Below are 16,386 nucleotides of genomic sequence, written 5' to 3'. Positions count from 1 at the left end.
CGGAACCGGAGGAATACGCTCGGATTCCATGGACGGATTCGAGGGACGCGGGGCAGTCATCACCGGCGGGGCAAGCGGAATCGGCTCGGCCACCGCGACCGAGTTCGCCCGCCGCGGCGCCCGCATCGTGCTGGCCGACGTCGACAAGGCCGCGCTGGAACACGCCGTGGCACGGCTGAAGAGCGAGGGCGTCGAGGCGCACGGCGTGGAGTGCGACGTCCGGCACGTCGAGGAGATGGTTCACCTCGCCGATGAGGCATTCCGGCTGCTCGGTCAGGTCGACGTCGTTTTCAGCAACGCCGGAATCGTGGTCGCGGGCCCGCTCGTGACGATGACGCACGAGGACTGGCGATGGGTGATCGACATCGATTTATGGGGCTCGATCCACGCCGTCGAGGCCTTCGTGCCCAAGCTGATCGAGCAGGGCAAGGGCGGACACATCGCGTTCACCGCCTCGTTCGCGGGGCTGGTACCCAACGCCGGCCTCGGGGCGTACGGCGTTGCCAAATATGGCGTTGTCGGCTTGGCCGAAACGCTGGCCCGCGAGGTCAAGGACAACGGCATCGGCGTTTCGGTGCTGTGCCCGATGGTCATCGAAACCAAGCTGGTCTCCAACTCCGAACGCATCCGCGGCGCCGACTACGGCCTTGCCTCAACGCCCGATCTGACGGAGGGGTTCGGGCCGCTGCCGCCGACGCAGGATCAAGGCGTGACGGTCGACGAGGTGGCGCGGCTGACCGCAGATGCGATTCTGGCGAACCGGTTGTACATCCTGCCGCACGAGGCGGCCCGTGCCTCGATCCAGCGCAGGTTCGAACGCATCGACCGCACCTTCGACGACCAGGCCGCGCAAGGGTGGAAGCACTAGCCCGATCGCATCGCGGGTGCGACGCCGATGACCCCGCCGGCTTCCAGATCCGCGATCTCCGCGGGGGTCAGGCCCAACTCGGTCAGCAGCTCATGGTTGTGCTGCCCGAGTGTGGGTGCGGGGTTGGCGTGAAACAGCTTTGGCCCGCTGGAGAACCTCATTGGCACGGTGCTGAGCCGCGCCCGCTCGTTCACCGGATGCTCGACTTCCTCGAAGAAACCGCGAAACGTCAGTTGCTCCAGCTCGGTCTGCCGATGTGGTTGCAGCACCTTGGCCACCGGGACGCCGGCATCCCAGAGGGTTGCGATGATGTCGTCGCGGGTGCGGGTCTCACACCAGGCAGTCAGGTGCTTGTCGATGGAATCCTGGTGCGCACGCCGGCCGGCTTCGCTGGATAGTGCGGGATCGGTTGCCCAGGAGGGTGATCCGATTGCCTGGCAAAGCGTTTCCCACTGCTCGTCGGTCGCCACGGCGATGGCCACCCAGCTGTCGAGCCGGCCGAATTCGTCGATATCGTTGCTGCGGTAGAGGTTCTGGGGTGCCGCCGTCGGTCCCCGGTTGCCCTCGCGCTCGAGCAGTGCCCCGTAGGCCGAGTACTCGATGACCTGCTCGGCGGAGATGCTCAACGCCGCGTCGACCATCGCCGCTTCGACGAACACCCCCTCGCCGGTGCGGCGGCGATGTTCCAGCGCCAGCAGTATCGCGTTGAGCGCATGCACACCGGCGTTGGGGTCACCGATCGAATAGGGGTCATACGGCGTGCGGTCCGGGTAGCCGGTGAGCCAACTGACGCCGGACGCGGCTTCGATAACGTAGGCGAACGCCGGGTTGTCACGCCACGGACCGTCGAGCCCGAAGCCGGGCATCCGCACCATCACCACGTCGGGCCGAATCGATTGAATGGCAGCGAAATCCAGGCCGATTTGGTCGAGAACCCGGGGTGTGAAGTTTTCCACCACCACATCGCACGTTGCGATGAGTTCACGCAACAACTCGCGCCCGCGCGCGCTCTGCAGGTCCAGCGTGAGGCCCTTCTTGTTGGTGTTCAGGGCCTCGAAGATCGGGGACTTCTCCCACCACTGATCCTCGGTGGTCGGTATGCCGGCGATCAGCCGGGTGCCGTCCGGGCGGCGGGTCGATTCGACGTGGATGACCTCGGCGCCGAGCATGGCCAGGAAGTGGGTGCCGCAGGGACCCGCCCAGAACGTTGTCATGTCCAACACCCGAAGGCCGTTGAATGGCAATGGTTTAACCGCACCGGACGGTTCGGGCCGTGGCGGCAGATGCGCGGTGCGGTAATGCTCGGTGTGCTCCCCCAGCCGCGGTGCCGGCTGCGGCGGACGCAGTTGTGCGGGGCTCATCCGATAGGGGTGACTCGGCTGCCGGAAGCCGTCGCGCGGATTGCGCACGAACGCGCCGCGCTCGACGAACTGGTCGAACGACGTGACGTTCGCGCCGTTGGCGACGGGCGCGTTGGGGATGCGGAATGCGGTTGCCAGTTCCCGGATTTCGTCGACTCCGGTGGCGGCCATCCAGGCGAAGATCTCGTCGGCGTAGACATTGGCGAGCTCGGTGATCGACAGCGGCGACTCCTCGTCGATCCACTCCGGATGCCCCACCATTGCGCACAGGTCGAACCACTGCTGCGCCGTGCCACAGCCGAGATCAACCAGGCCGTCCTTCGCCTGGGCCACTCCCGGAATGGTGGGCCGTCGGGCATCGCGCCACGGTCGGCCGAGCAATTCGAAGTAGGTGACCGGGTAATAGGTCAGGCACAGGATCTGAGTTTCCAGCATCGACAGATCCAGCAGTTCGCCTGGCCCGCCGCCGATCCGGCGGTAGCGCGACGTCAGCGTGGCCGCGCTGGCATAGGCTCCGGCCAAGTACTCGCCGACCTGCCCGCCGACGAAGACGGGCGCCCGCTCCTGCTCGCCGCGCCCGAGCCCGACGATTCCGCCCGACCACGCCTGCAGCGTGAACTCCGTCGCGGCGCGGTCTCGCCAGGGGCCTTCCAGTCCGAACGGCGTAATCGCCGTGACAGTGAGATGCGGGTGGCGACGGTGGATGGCATGGGCCGTAAAGTCCGGGTGCTCAGCGACTTTCGAACCCGCCGACCAGACCACCGCGTCCGCCGACGCCAGCAGCCGGTTCACCAGTTCTGCGTCCTCGCCTGGGTCGGCGACCACGCTGTGTTTCGCGCCGGCCAGGAAGGTGAATAAGGCACCATCGGCGTCGGCCGGGATGGCAGCACCGGAGGCCGACCATGCGCGCAGCGGATCACCTTCTGGTGCTTCGACTTTGATCACATCGGCGCCGCCGTCGGCCAGCAGCTTGCTGCAGTAGGCGCCCGCGATGCCGGTGGACAGATCGATTACCGTATACCCGGCCAGTGGGGGTTCGACGGGCGCCACTATTTCTTTCGCTTCGTTTTGGTGTCACGCGCTTTCTTGCGGGCCCTCTTGCTAAGCGCCCAATCGGCGGGGAACTTGCTGTCGTTGTCCTTGACCGCGTCACCCAGGCCCTGCTTCATGGCGCTATCGAGCATCAGCTCGTCGCCGCCGTCCGGGCGCACACTGCCACCCATCGATTCGAAGACCCCGCTGAGCATGCTGCCCAGATACTCGCCCTGGAACTGCTTCATGATTTCGAAGAAGACCTTCTGCATGAAGACCGTATCGGTGGGGCGATTGCGGGCGCACGCCAGCGCGTACTTCTCAACTTCTGCCTCGAGCTCATCCCGGGGCACCACGCTGTTGAGGAAGTTGCAGTCGTACATCTCAGCCGCGGTGAAAGCCCTTCCGGTGAAGACCATTTCCTGGAACTTGCGGATGCCCATCGTCTGCGCCCACCACCACATACGCGGTCCCCAGCCGTAATACCGGAACGACGGATGCCCAAACAGTGCGTCGTCGCTGGAGATGACCAAGTCGGCATCGGCCGCCTGATAGAAGTGCCAGCCGTAGCAGTAGCCCTTCGCCTCGAGGATGCTGATCTTCTTGAAGTCCTGCAGGCCACGAATGCCGGAGTTCGGGTTGGCATACCACTGCCCGAGGGTCCCGCCGTTGCGAAACGAACCCGGTGGCGGATACCTGACGTCGTCGGGGCTGATCCGGTATTCGGCGAGCCGCGGGCCAGGGTCTGCCGCATCGCGCACCCGCATCACCTCGGTCAGATCCGCGCCCGAGCCGAGATCCTCGCCGGCGCCGCGAATCACCAGCACCTTGACGTCGTCGTCAATGCCGGCCTGGTGCAACAACTCCGCGTAGCGCAGCCGCGCGGCGATCGTCGGCGCGTTGAGATAGTCCGGCCGGTCGAATGTGATCGTCGCGATCCGCGTCTTGACGTCTTTGTCGTACCGAATGATTTCTTCGGCGGCCGGCTCCGAGCGCTCAGGCATGGCTACGGCTGCCAGGACGGGCTCGCGGTGAGCACCTCGGGGCCGTCGGCGGTGATCAAGACCGCTTCGCGCCCGAATACCGCGCCGACTCCTTCTTCCCACACGTAGCCCGTCACAGCCAGCACCATCCCCGCCTCCAGCCGTTCGTCGGCCGCGGTCGAGGGCAAGTGCTTGGAGACGACGGGCGGGTCGAACCCCATGCCCAGGCCGCGGACCACCGGCATCGGCGGCTCTGGTTCCCCGGCCGCCTGGTAGGCAGCCAGCAGTTCGCCCGCTCCCGCGCCGGGCCGGCAGGCCGCGATCAGCCTGCCCCACAGGCCCTCCCAGCGTCCGTACAGAGCCGCGGCGCCGTTGGGCGCATGCCTTCTGTCGGCCGGCCAGGTCCGTCCGACCTCGCCGACATAGCCGCCCGCCAGAACGCCGGCGGAGAATGCCACCAGATCGCCGTCCTGGACACGACCGTCACCGTCGGCCCGGCGCCACGGGTGCTTGCGCGAAGTCACCCATGCGACATCCTGATTCGACGGAGTGCTCACCCCGCCCGCAGCCGCGGACTCCAACAGCGCGCCGGCCAGTGCTTGTTCGCTCACCCCCGGCCGCAATTCCGAGACCGCTGCAGCCAAGGAAGATTCAGCGACCTTGATGGACTCCCGCAGCGCGGCGATCTCCTCGGCCGTCTTGATCCGGCGGGCGGCCCGCATCGCCAGCTCCCCGTCGACCAGCTGGGCGTCGGGGAAGGCGGTCGGCAGGAGCTGAGCGAAAACCGGTGAGAGCGCGTCGGTTCCGACGCGCCGGGCGGTTGCCGCGCCCGGGATGCGCTGCAGTGCCGACATCGTGTTCATCGGATTCCACGAGATGCCGTAGAGGTTCTCGTGCGGGATGTCGTCGGGGATACCCTCGTCCCACGTGCTCAGCAGGTGCACCGCGCCGGTCTCGCGGACGAGCACGCAGCTCGGGCCGAACGGCCGGGTTCCCGCGACCCACAGTTGCGGCGCTCCGGTTACGTAACGGACGTTGGCTTGCCGCCCGAGGACCAGGACATCGAGATCGTGTGCCGCCATCTGCTGCAGCGCCCGCTGGCGGCGCCCCGAGCGCAGCGTGCGCTCGTCGGGCAGGACTTCAGTTGCCATAAGGGTCATAGGGGTAGTTGGTCAAGCGAATCCAGCCTTCCTCGGTAATCACCAGCACCTCTTCGCTGCGATAGCCGCCGGTGCCGTCTTCCCACACCACGGGCTCCAGCACCAGCACCATCCCCGCCTTGAGGACAAAGTTATCGTCGAAGTCCTGGCCGAGATCCGTTCCGATCATTGGCATTTCGGCGGCGTTGACGCCGATGCCGTGCCCCAGGTAGAAATGCGGCAGCCAGGGCTTGGTACCACCATTGGCCTTGATCGCGGCGCGCCCCAGATCCCCGGCGGTAGCGCCGGCCTTGGCGACACCCAGCACCGCGCTCATGATCTCGAACCATTTGTCGAACTGCGCCTGCTGGCGCGGCGACGGATCCCGGCCCACCAGCCAGGTGCGCCCGAAATCGGAGCAGTAACCCTGGTAGGTGATGCTGACGTCGGTCCACAGCACGTCACCCTCGACCAGCTCGCGCTCGGTGCTCAGCAGTGGCAGTGCCAGATCGCCGTGCGTGGTCCACACGCCTTCGGCCTTGCTCGGCGGCATCACCTGCCAGATCGGTTCGAGCATGCTGGCCGTGGCCCCAAGCTCGAAGGCACGGCGCAAAAAGCTTGCCGACAAATCGATCTGGCGGATTCCGGGAGCCAGCCGCTTCTGAACTTCGACCATGGCCTCGTCGGTGATCCGGATCGCGGTGCGCATGCACGACAATTCGTCCGGGGTCTTCACCGCCTTGGCCGCGCTCACGATGGCCGACGCGTCGACCGGGGCGCCGCCCCGGAACAACAGGTTCGCGGCACGAGACATCGCGCCGGTGCACTCGTCGACAGCGATCACCGCTCCGGGGGGAATCAACCCGGCGATCGTGCGCGCAAAATTGGCTACGCCCTCCTCGAATTCGAGGTAGACCGGCCCGTGCAGGTGATCGGCGGGCAGGCCGGTCTCGTGCGAGGCTCCCTCGCGGAACGGCAGGAACAGGTGCGGCCACTCGTCGGCGGCGACCACCACCGCCACCGGCCGCTCGACGTAGGACAGGCCGGCGTCCCCGAGTGGCCAGCTGGCACCGGTGGCGTAGACCACGGCGTTGTTGCCCAGCAGGATCATCGCGTCGACGCCACGCTCGGCCATGGCCGAGCGCAGCCGGGCCCCGGTCTCGCGACGCAGCCGGCCGAGGTCGGGTGTTTCGGGAATCACCAGTCCGCTGCCGGTGCTGGTGTCCAGTTGCGCGAACGTGGTCACTACAGACCCAAGAACTTCGTGATGTTGTCGCTGACGATCTTCTTCGCGTTCGCCGGTCCGACGGCGTCGACGACGGCCTTCAGCGACTTTTCCGAGTAGCCGTAGGTGCTTTCGTTGTGCGGATAGTCGCTGGACCACATCACCTTGTCCACCCCGATCTGGTCGATCAGCTGCAGGCCCAGCGGGTCGACCATGAACGAGGCGCTCATGTGGGTGTCCCAGTAGTAGCGCACGTCGTGTTCGAGTGGCCGGTTGAACATGTGCTGGTAGGAGCCGACCAGGTGCTCGGCGTCTTGTAAAGCCCAAGGCACCCACGCGATTCCGCCTTCGAACCAGCCGATTCGCAGCGAGGGGTGGTCGTCGAGAATCCCGGTGAAGAGGTACTTGGCGAACTGCTCGCGGAAGCCGTCGATGTTGATCATCATGCCGACCACCACGCTGTTGAACTGGCACGGCGTTTTCGGCGGCGTCTCACCGATGTGGTGGGTGATCGGGAGGCCGGCGGCTTCGATCTCGTCCCACACCGGCTTCATCGAGGTGCTGCCGTAGTCGATGATGTTGCCGTCGTCATCCTTGCCCGGGTTCAGCGGCAGCAGAAAGGTCTTGAGCCCCAATGACTTCAGCTCGGCCAGCGTTCGTTTGGCACCTTCCGGTTCCCACCAGTTGATCAGACCCGCGCCGTAGAAGTGGCCGTTGGAACGCTCCTGCAGATCGGCGATGTACTCGTTGTAGATCCGGAACGCCCGCTCGCGAAGCTCCTTGTCCGGGTAGTGGAACAGCGCCAGGATGGCGTTGGGGAAGGCGAGTTCTTTTTCCACACCGTCCTCGCGCAGCTCCTGGATGCGGGCCTCGATGTTGGTGCTCGCGGCGCCGGGCAGGTCGTCGTACTGCATCAGCACGGCGCTGAAGTCGCCCGGCAGGAACGACTGTCCCTTGCGGCCGACTTGGTAGGCGCCGTCCTCGTACCAGATCCGCGGCGCCTTGTCCTTGAGGTCGTCCGGGAAGCGCTCGTAGAAGATGTCGTCGGCCAGGGAGATGTGGTTGTCGGCCGAGAAGACCACGGTCCCGTCGGGCAGGCCGACGTCGGCGCCCTCCGCATGACCGCGGCGATCCTTGGGGGCCCCGAACCCTCCGGGTGGGTAGAGCGAAGTGGTTGTCGGCGTTGACATTATGGACCCTCCATTCGGATCTGCATTGCAAGAGTGATCATCTCGGGCTGCTGCTCAATGAATTTCGTTTACCAGGTAACCGGGAGTTCGTAGACGCCGTAGGCGAGCCGGTCGTGTTTGAACGGGACCTCGTCGAACGGCACGGCCAGTTTCATCGTCGGGATGCGGCGGAACAGCGTCTGGAACACGATCTGCAGTTCGGCCCGTGCGAGTTGCTGACCGACACACTGATGGCGGCCGTAGCCGAAGGCGACGTTGCGGTCGGCCCCGGCGCGGTGCACGTACAGCCGGTCGGGTTCGGGGAAGGCGTCGGCGTCCCAGTTCGCGGGAGCCAGATCGATGATGATGCCTTCGCCGGCGCGGATGGTCTCTCCGGCGATGTGGATGTCGTCGACGGCGACGCGTCGCTGGCCGTTCTGGATGATGCTCAGGTAGCGCAGCAGCTCCTCCACCGCGCTGGCGAGGACCTTCGGGTCTTCGGCATCGCGGATCACGGCCAGCTGATCGGGATTCTCAAGCAGCGCAAGCACTCCGAGTCCGATCATGTTCGCGGTCGTCTCGTGCCCGGCGATCAGCAATCCGGTGCCCAGCTGCGCGGCTTCTTTGACGCTGAGCTCACCGGCCTTGACGCGTTCGGCGAGATCGGAGATCGCGTCCTCGGCGGGGTTCTCCATCTTCGTTTCGACCAGCTGAGCCAGGTACTTGTGCAGGCTCATCGCGCCTTTGGCGGTGTCGGCGCCGGTGGCATAGCGGGCCAGCCCCATCGAGGCGTGCTCCTGGAACATCTCGGCATCCTCGTAGGGCACGCCGAGCATCTGGCTGATCACCAGGGATGGCACCGGAAGCGCAATGGCGGCAACGATATCCGCGGGCTGCGGGCCGGCCAGCATGGTGTCGATGTGGTCGTCGGTGATCTGCTGGATCGTCGGCCGCAGGCCTTCCACACGCCGGAACGTGAACGGCTTCGACAGCATCCGCCGATAGCGGGTGTGCTCGTCGCCGTCGGCGGTGAACACCGACCGGGGTCGCTTGTGCACGGTCGACAGCATGCCTTCGTTCCAGTGCGGGAAGCCGGGCACCCGGTCATCGACGCTGACCCGGGAATCGGCGAACAGTTCGCGCACTTGCTCGTAACCCGTGATGAGCCACGGGGTGCTGCCGTCCCAGATTCGGACCCGCGACAGCGGCCGCTCTTCGGCCAGGGCCATGACGTCCGGTGGCGGGGCGAACGGGCAGCCCTGGTTGCGGGCCATCGGGTAGTCCGGGATCTCGGGGGGCGGCTCCGCCCCAGAAATCCCGGTGGTCGTCAGTGCGTCTGACATGTCAGTCCTCGATGTGGATTGCCTGGGCCGGGCACGCCGCGGCCGCCTGGCGGGCCCCGTCGGTCTGCTCGGCGGTCGGGTGCTCGTTGAGCAGGACGACGACACCGTCTTCGTCTCGCTGGTCGAACACCTCGGGTGCATTCATCACGCAGTTGCCCGAGGATGCGCAAATGTTCTGGTCGACAGTCACTTTCATAAGCGTGCTCTTCATTCGTACGGAGTGACCGGCGCCAGCCACAGGCCCACGATCGCGTCGATGAGGCCGAATGCGGCTGCGCGCCAGGAGGGCTGGGCCATCGCAGCGCCCGCCGCGAGCGCACGTTCGCGGTCGGCGCAGGTGTGCATCAAGAGGTTTCGGGCCATGATGTTGCGTTCGAAGTGCACATCGGCCGGCAGGTTGGGCAGGCAGCGGTTGAAGCCGTCGACCACTTCGACGAGCGACGGTGAGCTGAGCGCGCCTTTGACGATGATGTTGTAGTAGGCCGGATCGGTCATGGCCTGCGCCGCGAAGCGCGCGTACCAGGTCGGGTTGCCGAGGTCCTCGAGGTGGTCGGTGAGGGGGCGCACCAGGCACGCCACCCAGCCGCGCAATTCGCCCGAGCCGCCGGACGCCAGGAGGTCGGCGACCATCCGCTCGCGCAGTTCCTCGACGGGTCCGCGGTGCTTCTCCTCGATGGCGCGCACCAGGTCGGCCTTGGTGCCGAAGTGGTAGCCCACCGCGGCGTTGTTGCCCTGCCCCGCGGCCTCGCTGACCTGCCTGTTCGACACCGCGAACATGCCGTGCTCGGCATACAGCCGCTCGGCGGCCACCAGGATCGCCTCCTGGGTGGAGCTGGCTCGTTCGGTGCGAACGGCCCGGCCTGCCGCGGTCATTGGCTTAGTCAACCTCGTGGCCTTGTTTAAGTCAAGCGCTTGATTTAAATGCGCGGCCTCCAGCGTGGCCCTGCGGTCACGCTCGAGCCGGGTGGTCATCCCTCGCGCTTCTTGGGCGGGATGACCTTGCCGGCCGAAGTTCCCCCGTCGACCGGCAGCACGGTTCCGGTGACATAGAGCGAGCGGTCGCCCGCGAAGTACAGCGCCGCCTGGGCAACGTCGTCGGTTGTACCCTCGCGCTTGAGCGGCCGGTCGTCGCGCATCCCCTGACGAATCCGCGCCTCGAATTGCGCCAGCTGCTCCGGGTCCATCCCGGCCGCCGACTTGCCCAGGATCGGGGTGGGGATGCTCCCCGGGGCGATGGCGTTGACCCGAATCTCATAGCGCGCCAACTCGATTGCCGCGGATTTGGTGAATTGGATGACGGCGGCTTTCGACGCCCGGTAGATCATCACCCCGCCGCCGGCCTGGATCCCGCCGATGGAGGTGAGGTTGATGATCGAACCGCCGCCGCTTTCGGCCATCTGCCGGGCGGCATCCCGGGTTCCGGCCATCACGCCCAGCACGTTGACCCCCATGATCCGGTGGAAATCCGCCAGGTCATCGTCGAGCAATCGGCGCAACGGGCTGGAAACCGCGGCGTTGTTGACCATGACGTGCAGGCCACCGAATTTCTCGACGGTGGTCGCGACCAGTGCCCCCACCTGTTCGGGATCGGAGACGTCGGTCTGGTGAAACAGCGCGTCGGCGCCCAGCGTGGCGGCCAGCTGCTCGCCCGTCTCGGTCTCGATGTCGGCGATCACGACCCGGGCACCCTCGGCCAAAAACCGTTCCACGATGCCGCGGCCGATACCCGACGCTCCGCCGGTGACGATGGCGACCTTGCCGTCCAATTCGTTAACCACACGGAGAGTTAATCGGCGCGCGACACTTTAAGTCAAGCAGTTGATTTAAGGGCAGGGCCCCCTCCGGGCAAGCAGCAAACTTTTGACGTCGCCGGCGCCTGCGCTGGCTAAGGTTTGACGCATGAGCGGGCGGCGTGGATGAATCCCGATACCTTCTGCACATCCGATCAATGGAGCATGATCGCGTCGGCGCCGTCGACCTCACAGCTCGCCGGTGTGCTCGGCGGATTCCTGATCACCGCAATCGCTTTGCTGTTCGACCGCAGCAGCCGCGAAGGCGTGCACACCCTGGCGCTGTTCGCGTCGGCGGTGCTGATCCTGATGCTGGACAGCTTTCTGTTCAGCCTCATCAGCGGCACGCATCCGCCCGACAGCGGTGACCGCCAGGGCATCTGCGCGATCGCCTGGACCCAGGGCAATCTGGCGACCGGCATGCTGGCGGCGGGCACCACCGGACTGTTCGCCGGGCTGGGCTGGATGCTGGCCAGCCACGTGGTGAACAAGGTGCCCAAGGACGATCCCGCCGACATCCGCGCCTATTGCTTCCTGGCCGATCTCGGCGGGTGGCTGACCTTCGGGGCCGCGATGGCGACGACCTTGATCATGAGCGAGACGAACATCGACTACCTGCATTTCGTGCTCGGCCATACTCCCCCGCTGTGGCAGACGGGGGCGATCGTGACGTTCAGCGCGCTGGTCATCGTGCTCGACTTCGTGGTCGTCTACATCCGCACGAAAAATCTCAACCGCTCGCTGGCCAACACCGCCGAGCCGACGCAGTTGGCGCTGCGGTCGATCAAGGTCGCCACGGTGGGCACGCTGTTTCTCGCCGTCGCCGCGTCCTGGCTCGCTGTCAGCCTGGCGCGCTTTCCGATTGGTTGGCTGACCACCCCCAACGGCGCGTTCGTGATGTTCGTCTTGGCGCTGTCGCTGCTGGTGCCGACGATAATCTCCACCGCGGCCTGCTATTCGGTCGCCAGCACCGACGAGGGCCCCGGGCGACGCTCCGCCTAGCCGACCGCGAACGTTGTATTGAGAAGCGCCCCAGTAAGGTCGGACGTGAATCCTTACTGATGCGGCGGTGTGCGTGACTACTCATCGGGCGCTGTCCCTGCGCGGGCGGCGCGGTGAATGCAGCGCCCTCGAACAGTTGACGTCCACGGCCCGCTCGGGCCGAAGCCAGGTGCTGGTGCTGCGCGGCGAAGCCGGCATCGGCAAGACCGCGCTGCTTGATTTCGCGGCCGAGCGCGCAGCGGGCTTCCGCGCCGCGCGCGTGGCGGGTGTCGAGTCGGAGATGGAGCTCGCATTCGCTGGCTTGCAACAACTTTGCGCCCCCTTTCTCGACCGCATCGATGGCTTACCCGAGCCGCAACGGGAGGCACTGGACATCGCCTTCGGCCGCAGGCACGGACCGGCACCGGATCGATTCCTGGTCGGGTTGGCAGTTCTGAACCTGATCGCCGCGGTCGCCGAGAGCCAGCCGTTGATCTTGCTCGTCGACGACACCCAGTGGGTCGACCGCATCTCGGCGCAGACGTTGGCCTTCGTCGCGCGCCGCCTGATCGCCGAACCCGTCGCGCTGATTTTCGCGATGCGCGACGGGTTCGAGGACGAGTTCGACGGGCTGCCGGAGCTGACGGTCCGCGGGCTCAATCCGGGCGACGCGCGCGCACTGTTGGATTCGGTCATTCTGGGCCGGCTGGACGACCAGGTGCGCGACCGCATCGTCGCGGAGACGCGGGGGAACCCGCTGGCCCTGCTCGAACTCCCCCGGGGTTTGACGGCCGCGGAACTGGCGGGCGGCTTCGAACGGCCCGACGTGCGACCGCTGGCCGGGCAGATCGAACAGACATTTCTGCGCCGCATCAGGTCGCTGCCGGATCAGACCCAGCAGCTGTTGCTCACCGCCGCGGCAGAGCCGGTCGGCGACGCCGCATTGCTTACCCGCGCGGCCAACCGGTTGGGGCTGCCGCCGGACGCGGTGGCGCGAGCCGAGGCGGTGGGTCTGATCGACGTCGGGACACGGGTGCGATTTCGCCACCCACTGGTGCGGTCGGCGGCATACCGCTCAGCGGATCTGATGGAACGACGCCGGGTGCATCGGGCGCTGGCCGAGGCCACCGATTCCGGCACCGACCCGGACCGGCGCGCTTGGCACCTGGCGATCGCCGCGCCCGGTCCCGACGAGGAGGTCGCCGCCGCACTCGAACGCTCGGCCGACCGCGCGCAGGCCAGAGGGGGCGTGGCCGCCGCGGCGGCATTCCTGGAGCGGGCGACGCAGTTGACCGCCGACCCGGCGCGCCGCGGCACCCGTGCGCTGGCCGCCGCGCAGGCCAAACGCGACGTCGCCGCGTTCGACGCCGCCGACGAGCTGCTCGCCATCGCCGAGTCGGCGTCGCTGGATCAGCTGCAGCGGGCCCGCGCCGTGCGGTTGCGCGCCCAGATCACCTTCGCTCGCAGCCGCACGGGCGCCTCGGACGCACCCACCGTCTCCGACGCCGCCGCCGGCCTGCTCGATGCCGCACGCGGGCTGGAAACACTGGACGACGCGGTGGCCCGCGAGACCTACCTGGAAGCGTTGGGAGCAGCGCTTTTCGGCGGCCGGCTGTGCCCGAACGGCGGCATCCAGACAACGGCGCGGGCTGCCCGCGCGGCGCCGACGGGACCGCAACCCACCCGCCCGGTCGATCTGTTGCTGGACGGCATCGCCATCTGGGTCACCGCGGGCCACGCCGCGAGCGTGCCGGCGCTGCGCGAAGCGCTGCACCTGGTCCGCGCGGCGGCCGCGCGCGGCGACGACGACGTGATGCGGTGGTTCTGGTTGGCCTTCCCGCTCGTGCAGGAATCGGCGGCCCACGAGGTATGGGACGACGACCTCTGGCATCACCTGGCTACCGACGCGGTGCGATTGGCCCGCGACGCCGGCGCCCTGGCGGTGCTGCCGCATGCCCTGGTCTACCGTGCCGGCGTGCATGTGCAGGCCGGTGAACTCGCGTCGGCCACGGCACTGGTCGAGGAGGCCGGCGCGATCGCCGCCGCCACCGGCTATGCCCCGTTGAAGTACCAAACGCTGCTGCTCGCCGCCTGGCGTGGCGCCGAAGCGGACGCACTGAAATTCATCGATGCCGCGACGGAAGGCGCCGTGTCCAGAGGCGAAGGGCGCATCGTCGGTCTGGCCAACTACACCAAAGCCTTGCTCTACAACGGCCTGGGCCGCTACAACGAAGCGTTGGCCGCGGCCCGGCGATGTTGCGAACATGAGGATCTCGGCGTGTTCGGCTTCTGCCTGATCGAACTCGTCGAAGCCGCCGCCAGAGGCGGCGCACCCGACGCCGGGCGGGCGGCGCTGCGCCAGCTCGAAGAGCGTGCCCTGGTCACCGAAACAGATTGGGCTGCAGGAGTTTTAGCGTGGTCACGGGCACTGCTGGCCGACGACCAGAGCGCCGAAGCGCATTACCAAGAGGCGATCGACAGATTGCAGCGGACCCGTATTGCCGTGCAACTCGCGCGGGCTCATCTGGTCTACGGGGAGTGGCTGCGCCGGTGTAACCGCCGCATCGATGCCCGCGCGCAACTGCAGACCGCCTACGAGATGTTCGGGCGGATGGGTGCGCAGGCCTTCGCCGCGCGCGCTCGTCGTGAGCTCTTGGTCACCGGCCAGAAGGTGAGCAAGCGCTCGGCGGCGCCGGGTCATGAGTTGACGCCCCAAGAGGCGCAGATCGCGCGGTTGGCCGGTGACGGCCTGACCAACCCCGAGATCGCAGCGCAGTTGTTCATCAGCACTCACACCGTCGAATGGCACCTCAGGAAGGTGTTCGCCAAGCTCGGGATCAGCTCACGCAGACAACTCCGGGGTTGCGACCTTCTCCCCTGAGCCGATACGACTACGGACTTTCCAGGGTTCCGACGCACCCGCATCAGGGCCATGCTGGACAGACCAGTTGTTTCGGGAAACTCGAAAGGCATGATCATGAAGGTTCTGGTCGTCGGCGGCAGTGGACTCATCGGATCGCAGGTTGTCGCGCAGCTCACCGAGCTCGGGCACGAGGCCGTCGCGGCCTCGCCCAGGTCGGGGGTCAACACCATCACCGGCGAAGGCCTCGCAGCGGCTGTCGCGGGTGTCCACACGGTGGTGGACGTGACCAACGCGCCTTCCTGGGGCGACGACGAGGTGCTGGAATTCTTCACCACCTCGACCCGGAACCTGCTCGATGCCGAGCGCGCCGCCGGCGTGCAGCACCACGTCGCCCTGTCGATCGTGGGAGCGGACCGCGCGGCCGCCAGTGGCTACATGCGCGCCAAGATCGCTCAGGAGAAGCTCATCGCGGAATCGGGAGCTCCGCACACGATCGTGCGCGCCACTCAGTTCTTCGAATTCGTTGCGGGCATTGCCGATTCGATGGCCGATGGTGACACGGTTCGGGCACCGCATGGGGCGTTCCAACCCATCGCGGCGGCCGATGTGGCTACGGCCGTCACCCGCGCGGCGATTGGTGACCCGGCCGGGCTGATCAATATCGCCGGCCCGGAGAAGCGGGGCATGGACGACTTCATCCGGACCCGTTTCGCCGCAACCGGCGATTCCCGCCAGGTGATCACCGACACCGGTGCCCAGTACTACGGCGCCGTGCTCGACGACCGCATGATCGTTCCCGTCGAGGGCGAAGAAGTGACCCTGTACCCCACCAGGTTCGGCGACTGGCTGGCCTCCCAGGTGCCCAGCAACGCCAAGTAAGCGTCCAGGGGAGCTGAGCCTGATGGAGCTGTTGGACCAGACCGCGGTGATCACCGGTGGGACGGCGGGCATCGGACTGGAATCCGCGCGACTGCTGGCAAGCGAAGGTGCCAGGGTCATCATCGCCGGGCGCGACCGGGTCAAGGGCGATGAAGCGGTCGACGCCATAGGTCAGAATGCGCGGTTCGTCCAGACCGACATGGCAGACGCCGAGTCGGTGAATTCGCTTGTGCGGCAGTGCGGCGAAGTCGACATCATCGTCAACAATGCCGGGAGCTTCCCGTCCTCGTTGACCGTCGATCAGGACATCACGGTGTTCGAGACGACGTTCAACACCAATGTCCGGGGCGCCTATTTCCTGGTTGCCGGCCTGATCCCGCAAATGTTGCAGCGCGGTCGCGGCAGCATCGTCAACGTCACCACCATGGCCGCGTTCAAGGGAATCCCCGGCGCGTCGGGCTACAGCGCCTCCAAGGCCGCGCTGGAATCGCTCACCCGCACCTGGGCCGCCGAGTTCGGGGCGGCCGGGGTGCGGGTGAACAGCGTGGCACCCGGTCCCACCCGCACGCTCGGAGTCGCCGCCGCATGGGGCGAGGTCAACGAAGAGCTCGGGCGATCGTTGCCACTCGGCCGTACCGCGTTCGCGTCCGAGATCGCCGAGGCCGTGCTATTCCTCAGCTCCCCTCGAGCCAGCTTCATCACCGGCTCGACCCTGCATGTCGACGGAGGTGGCGCGGCGGTCTGACACGGGCC

14 protein-coding genes are annotated in these 16,386 nt (G+C 67.0%); 5 read left to right on the top strand and 9 right to left on the bottom strand.

Annotation, left to right across the window (positions count from 1 at the left end; translation table 11 throughout):
* The first annotated feature begins 28 nt into the window (after nt 1-28).
* Nucleotides 29-868 carry an SDR family NAD(P)-dependent oxidoreductase gene (locus G6N55_RS21395; RefSeq protein WP_085223731.1) on the top strand — a complete coding sequence of 280 codons (840 nt, stop codon included), beginning with the start codon at nt 29-31 and terminating at the stop codon, nt 866-868.
* Here the strand turns inward: G6N55_RS21395 and G6N55_RS21390 are convergent.
* The 9 genes from G6N55_RS21390 to G6N55_RS21350 form a co-directional block, all read right to left on the bottom strand.
* Nucleotides 865-3,282, bottom strand: coding sequence for a CaiB/BaiF CoA transferase family protein (locus G6N55_RS21390; protein WP_139826941.1), 2,418 nt, complete (start codon nt 3,280-3,282; stop codon nt 865-867). The two genes, G6N55_RS21395 and G6N55_RS21390, sit on opposite strands and share 4 nt — an antisense overlap.
* Entirely contained in the window at nt 3,279-4,265 is a 987-nt protein-coding gene (locus G6N55_RS21385; protein WP_085223728.1) for an enoyl-CoA hydratase/isomerase family protein, read from the bottom strand. Before G6N55_RS21385 ends, G6N55_RS21390 begins: the two co-directional genes overlap by 4 nt.
* A gap of 2 nt (nt 4,266-4,267) precedes the next feature.
* Nucleotides 4,268-5,395: a M24 family metallopeptidase gene (locus G6N55_RS21380; protein ID WP_085223726.1), complete on the bottom strand. Its 1,128-nt coding sequence runs from the start codon at nt 5,393-5,395 to the stop codon at nt 4,268-4,270.
* Nucleotides 5,385-6,629 carry a M24 family metallopeptidase gene (locus tag G6N55_RS21375; RefSeq protein ID WP_085223725.1) on the bottom strand — a complete coding sequence of 415 codons (1,245 nt, stop codon included), beginning with the start codon at nt 6,627-6,629 and terminating at the stop codon, nt 5,385-5,387. The genes G6N55_RS21380 and G6N55_RS21375 overlap by 11 nt, the downstream gene beginning before the upstream one ends.
* Nucleotides 6,629-7,690, bottom strand: a complete 1,062-nt coding sequence (locus G6N55_RS21370) for an amidohydrolase family protein (protein ID WP_179968189.1) — start codon at nt 7,688-7,690, stop codon at nt 6,629-6,631. The genes G6N55_RS21375 and G6N55_RS21370 overlap by 1 nt, the downstream gene beginning before the upstream one ends.
* Nucleotides 7,691-7,866: 176 nt before the next feature.
* The gene (locus G6N55_RS21365; RefSeq protein ID WP_085223722.1) at nt 7,867-9,120 is read right to left on the bottom strand and encodes a cytochrome P450; all 1,254 of its coding nucleotides are present in this window, start codon (nt 9,118-9,120) and stop codon (nt 7,867-7,869) included.
* Between the two features lies 1 nt (nt 9,121).
* On the bottom strand, nt 9,122-9,316 hold the full coding sequence (locus G6N55_RS21360; RefSeq protein ID WP_085223982.1) for a ferredoxin: 195 nt from the start codon (nt 9,314-9,316) through the stop codon (nt 9,122-9,124).
* A gap of 11 nt (nt 9,317-9,327) precedes the next feature.
* Nucleotides 9,328-9,993 (bottom strand): TetR/AcrR family transcriptional regulator, encoded by a 666-nt coding sequence (locus G6N55_RS21355; protein ID WP_085223720.1) that lies wholly within the window; start codon nt 9,991-9,993, stop codon nt 9,328-9,330.
* Between the two features lie 95 nt (nt 9,994-10,088).
* Nucleotides 10,089-10,898, bottom strand: a complete 810-nt coding sequence (locus tag G6N55_RS21350) for an SDR family NAD(P)-dependent oxidoreductase (protein ID WP_085223719.1) — start codon at nt 10,896-10,898, stop codon at nt 10,089-10,091.
* Nucleotides 10,899-11,036: 138 nt separating this feature from the next.
* Here G6N55_RS21350 and G6N55_RS21345 point away from each other — a divergent pair, with 138 nt between their 5' ends.
* The 4 genes from G6N55_RS21345 to G6N55_RS21330 all read left to right on the top strand — a co-directional run bounded on the left by G6N55_RS21345 (nt 11,037) and on the right by G6N55_RS21330 (nt 16,378).
* Nucleotides 11,037-11,912, top strand: a complete 876-nt coding sequence (locus G6N55_RS21345; protein ID WP_036471543.1) for a hypothetical protein — start codon at nt 11,037-11,039, stop codon at nt 11,910-11,912.
* A gap of 97 nt (nt 11,913-12,009) precedes the next feature.
* Nucleotides 12,010-14,772 carry a helix-turn-helix transcriptional regulator gene (locus G6N55_RS21340; protein WP_139826951.1) on the top strand — a complete coding sequence of 921 codons (2,763 nt, stop codon included), beginning with the start codon at nt 12,010-12,012 and terminating at the stop codon, nt 14,770-14,772.
* 96 nt (nt 14,773-14,868) lie between these two features.
* On the top strand, nt 14,869-15,633 hold the full coding sequence (locus G6N55_RS21335) for an SDR family oxidoreductase (RefSeq protein WP_036473080.1): 765 nt from the start codon (nt 14,869-14,871) through the stop codon (nt 15,631-15,633).
* A gap of 22 nt (nt 15,634-15,655) precedes the next feature.
* A complete protein-coding gene (locus tag G6N55_RS21330) occupies nt 15,656-16,378 on the top strand; it encodes an SDR family NAD(P)-dependent oxidoreductase (protein WP_036471544.1) in 723 nt (240 codons plus the stop codon).
* Nucleotides 16,379-16,386 lie beyond the last annotated feature (8 nt).

The organism is Mycobacterium florentinum (assembly GCF_010730355.1).
Taxonomy (GTDB): Bacteria; Actinomycetota; Actinomycetes; order Mycobacteriales; family Mycobacteriaceae; genus Mycobacterium; species Mycobacterium florentinum.
Note: the sequence above shows the minus strand (reverse complement) of the source record. Positions and strands in the feature narration are given on the sequence as shown.

Bases quoted from the DNA above. Each gene is read 5' to 3' on its own strand.
- G6N55_RS21395 (WP_085223731.1), top strand. From the start codon at position 29: ATGGACGGATTCGAGGGACGCGGGGCAGTCATCACCGGCGGGGCAAGC.
- G6N55_RS21385 (WP_085223728.1), bottom strand. From the start codon at position 4,265: ATGCCTGAGCGCTCGGAGCCGGCCGCCGAAGAAATCATTCGGTACGAC.
- G6N55_RS21380 (WP_085223726.1), bottom strand. From the start codon at position 5,395: ATGGCAACTGAAGTCCTGCCCGACGAGCGCACGCTGCGCTCGGGGCGC.
- G6N55_RS21365 (WP_085223722.1), bottom strand. From the start codon at position 9,120: ATGTCAGACGCACTGACGACCACCGGGATTTCTGGGGCGGAGCCGCCC.
- G6N55_RS21360 (WP_085223982.1), bottom strand. From the start codon at position 9,316: ATGAAAGTGACTGTCGACCAGAACATTTGCGCATCCTCGGGCAACTGC.
- G6N55_RS21355 (WP_085223720.1), bottom strand. From the start codon at position 9,993: ATGACCGCGGCAGGCCGGGCCGTTCGCACCGAACGAGCCAGCTCCACC.
- G6N55_RS21345 (WP_036471543.1), top strand. From the start codon at position 11,037: ATGAATCCCGATACCTTCTGCACATCCGATCAATGGAGCATGATCGCG.
- G6N55_RS21335 (WP_036473080.1), top strand. From the start codon at position 14,869: ATGAAGGTTCTGGTCGTCGGCGGCAGTGGACTCATCGGATCGCAGGTT.
- G6N55_RS21330 (WP_036471544.1), top strand. From the start codon at position 15,656: ATGGAGCTGTTGGACCAGACCGCGGTGATCACCGGTGGGACGGCGGGC.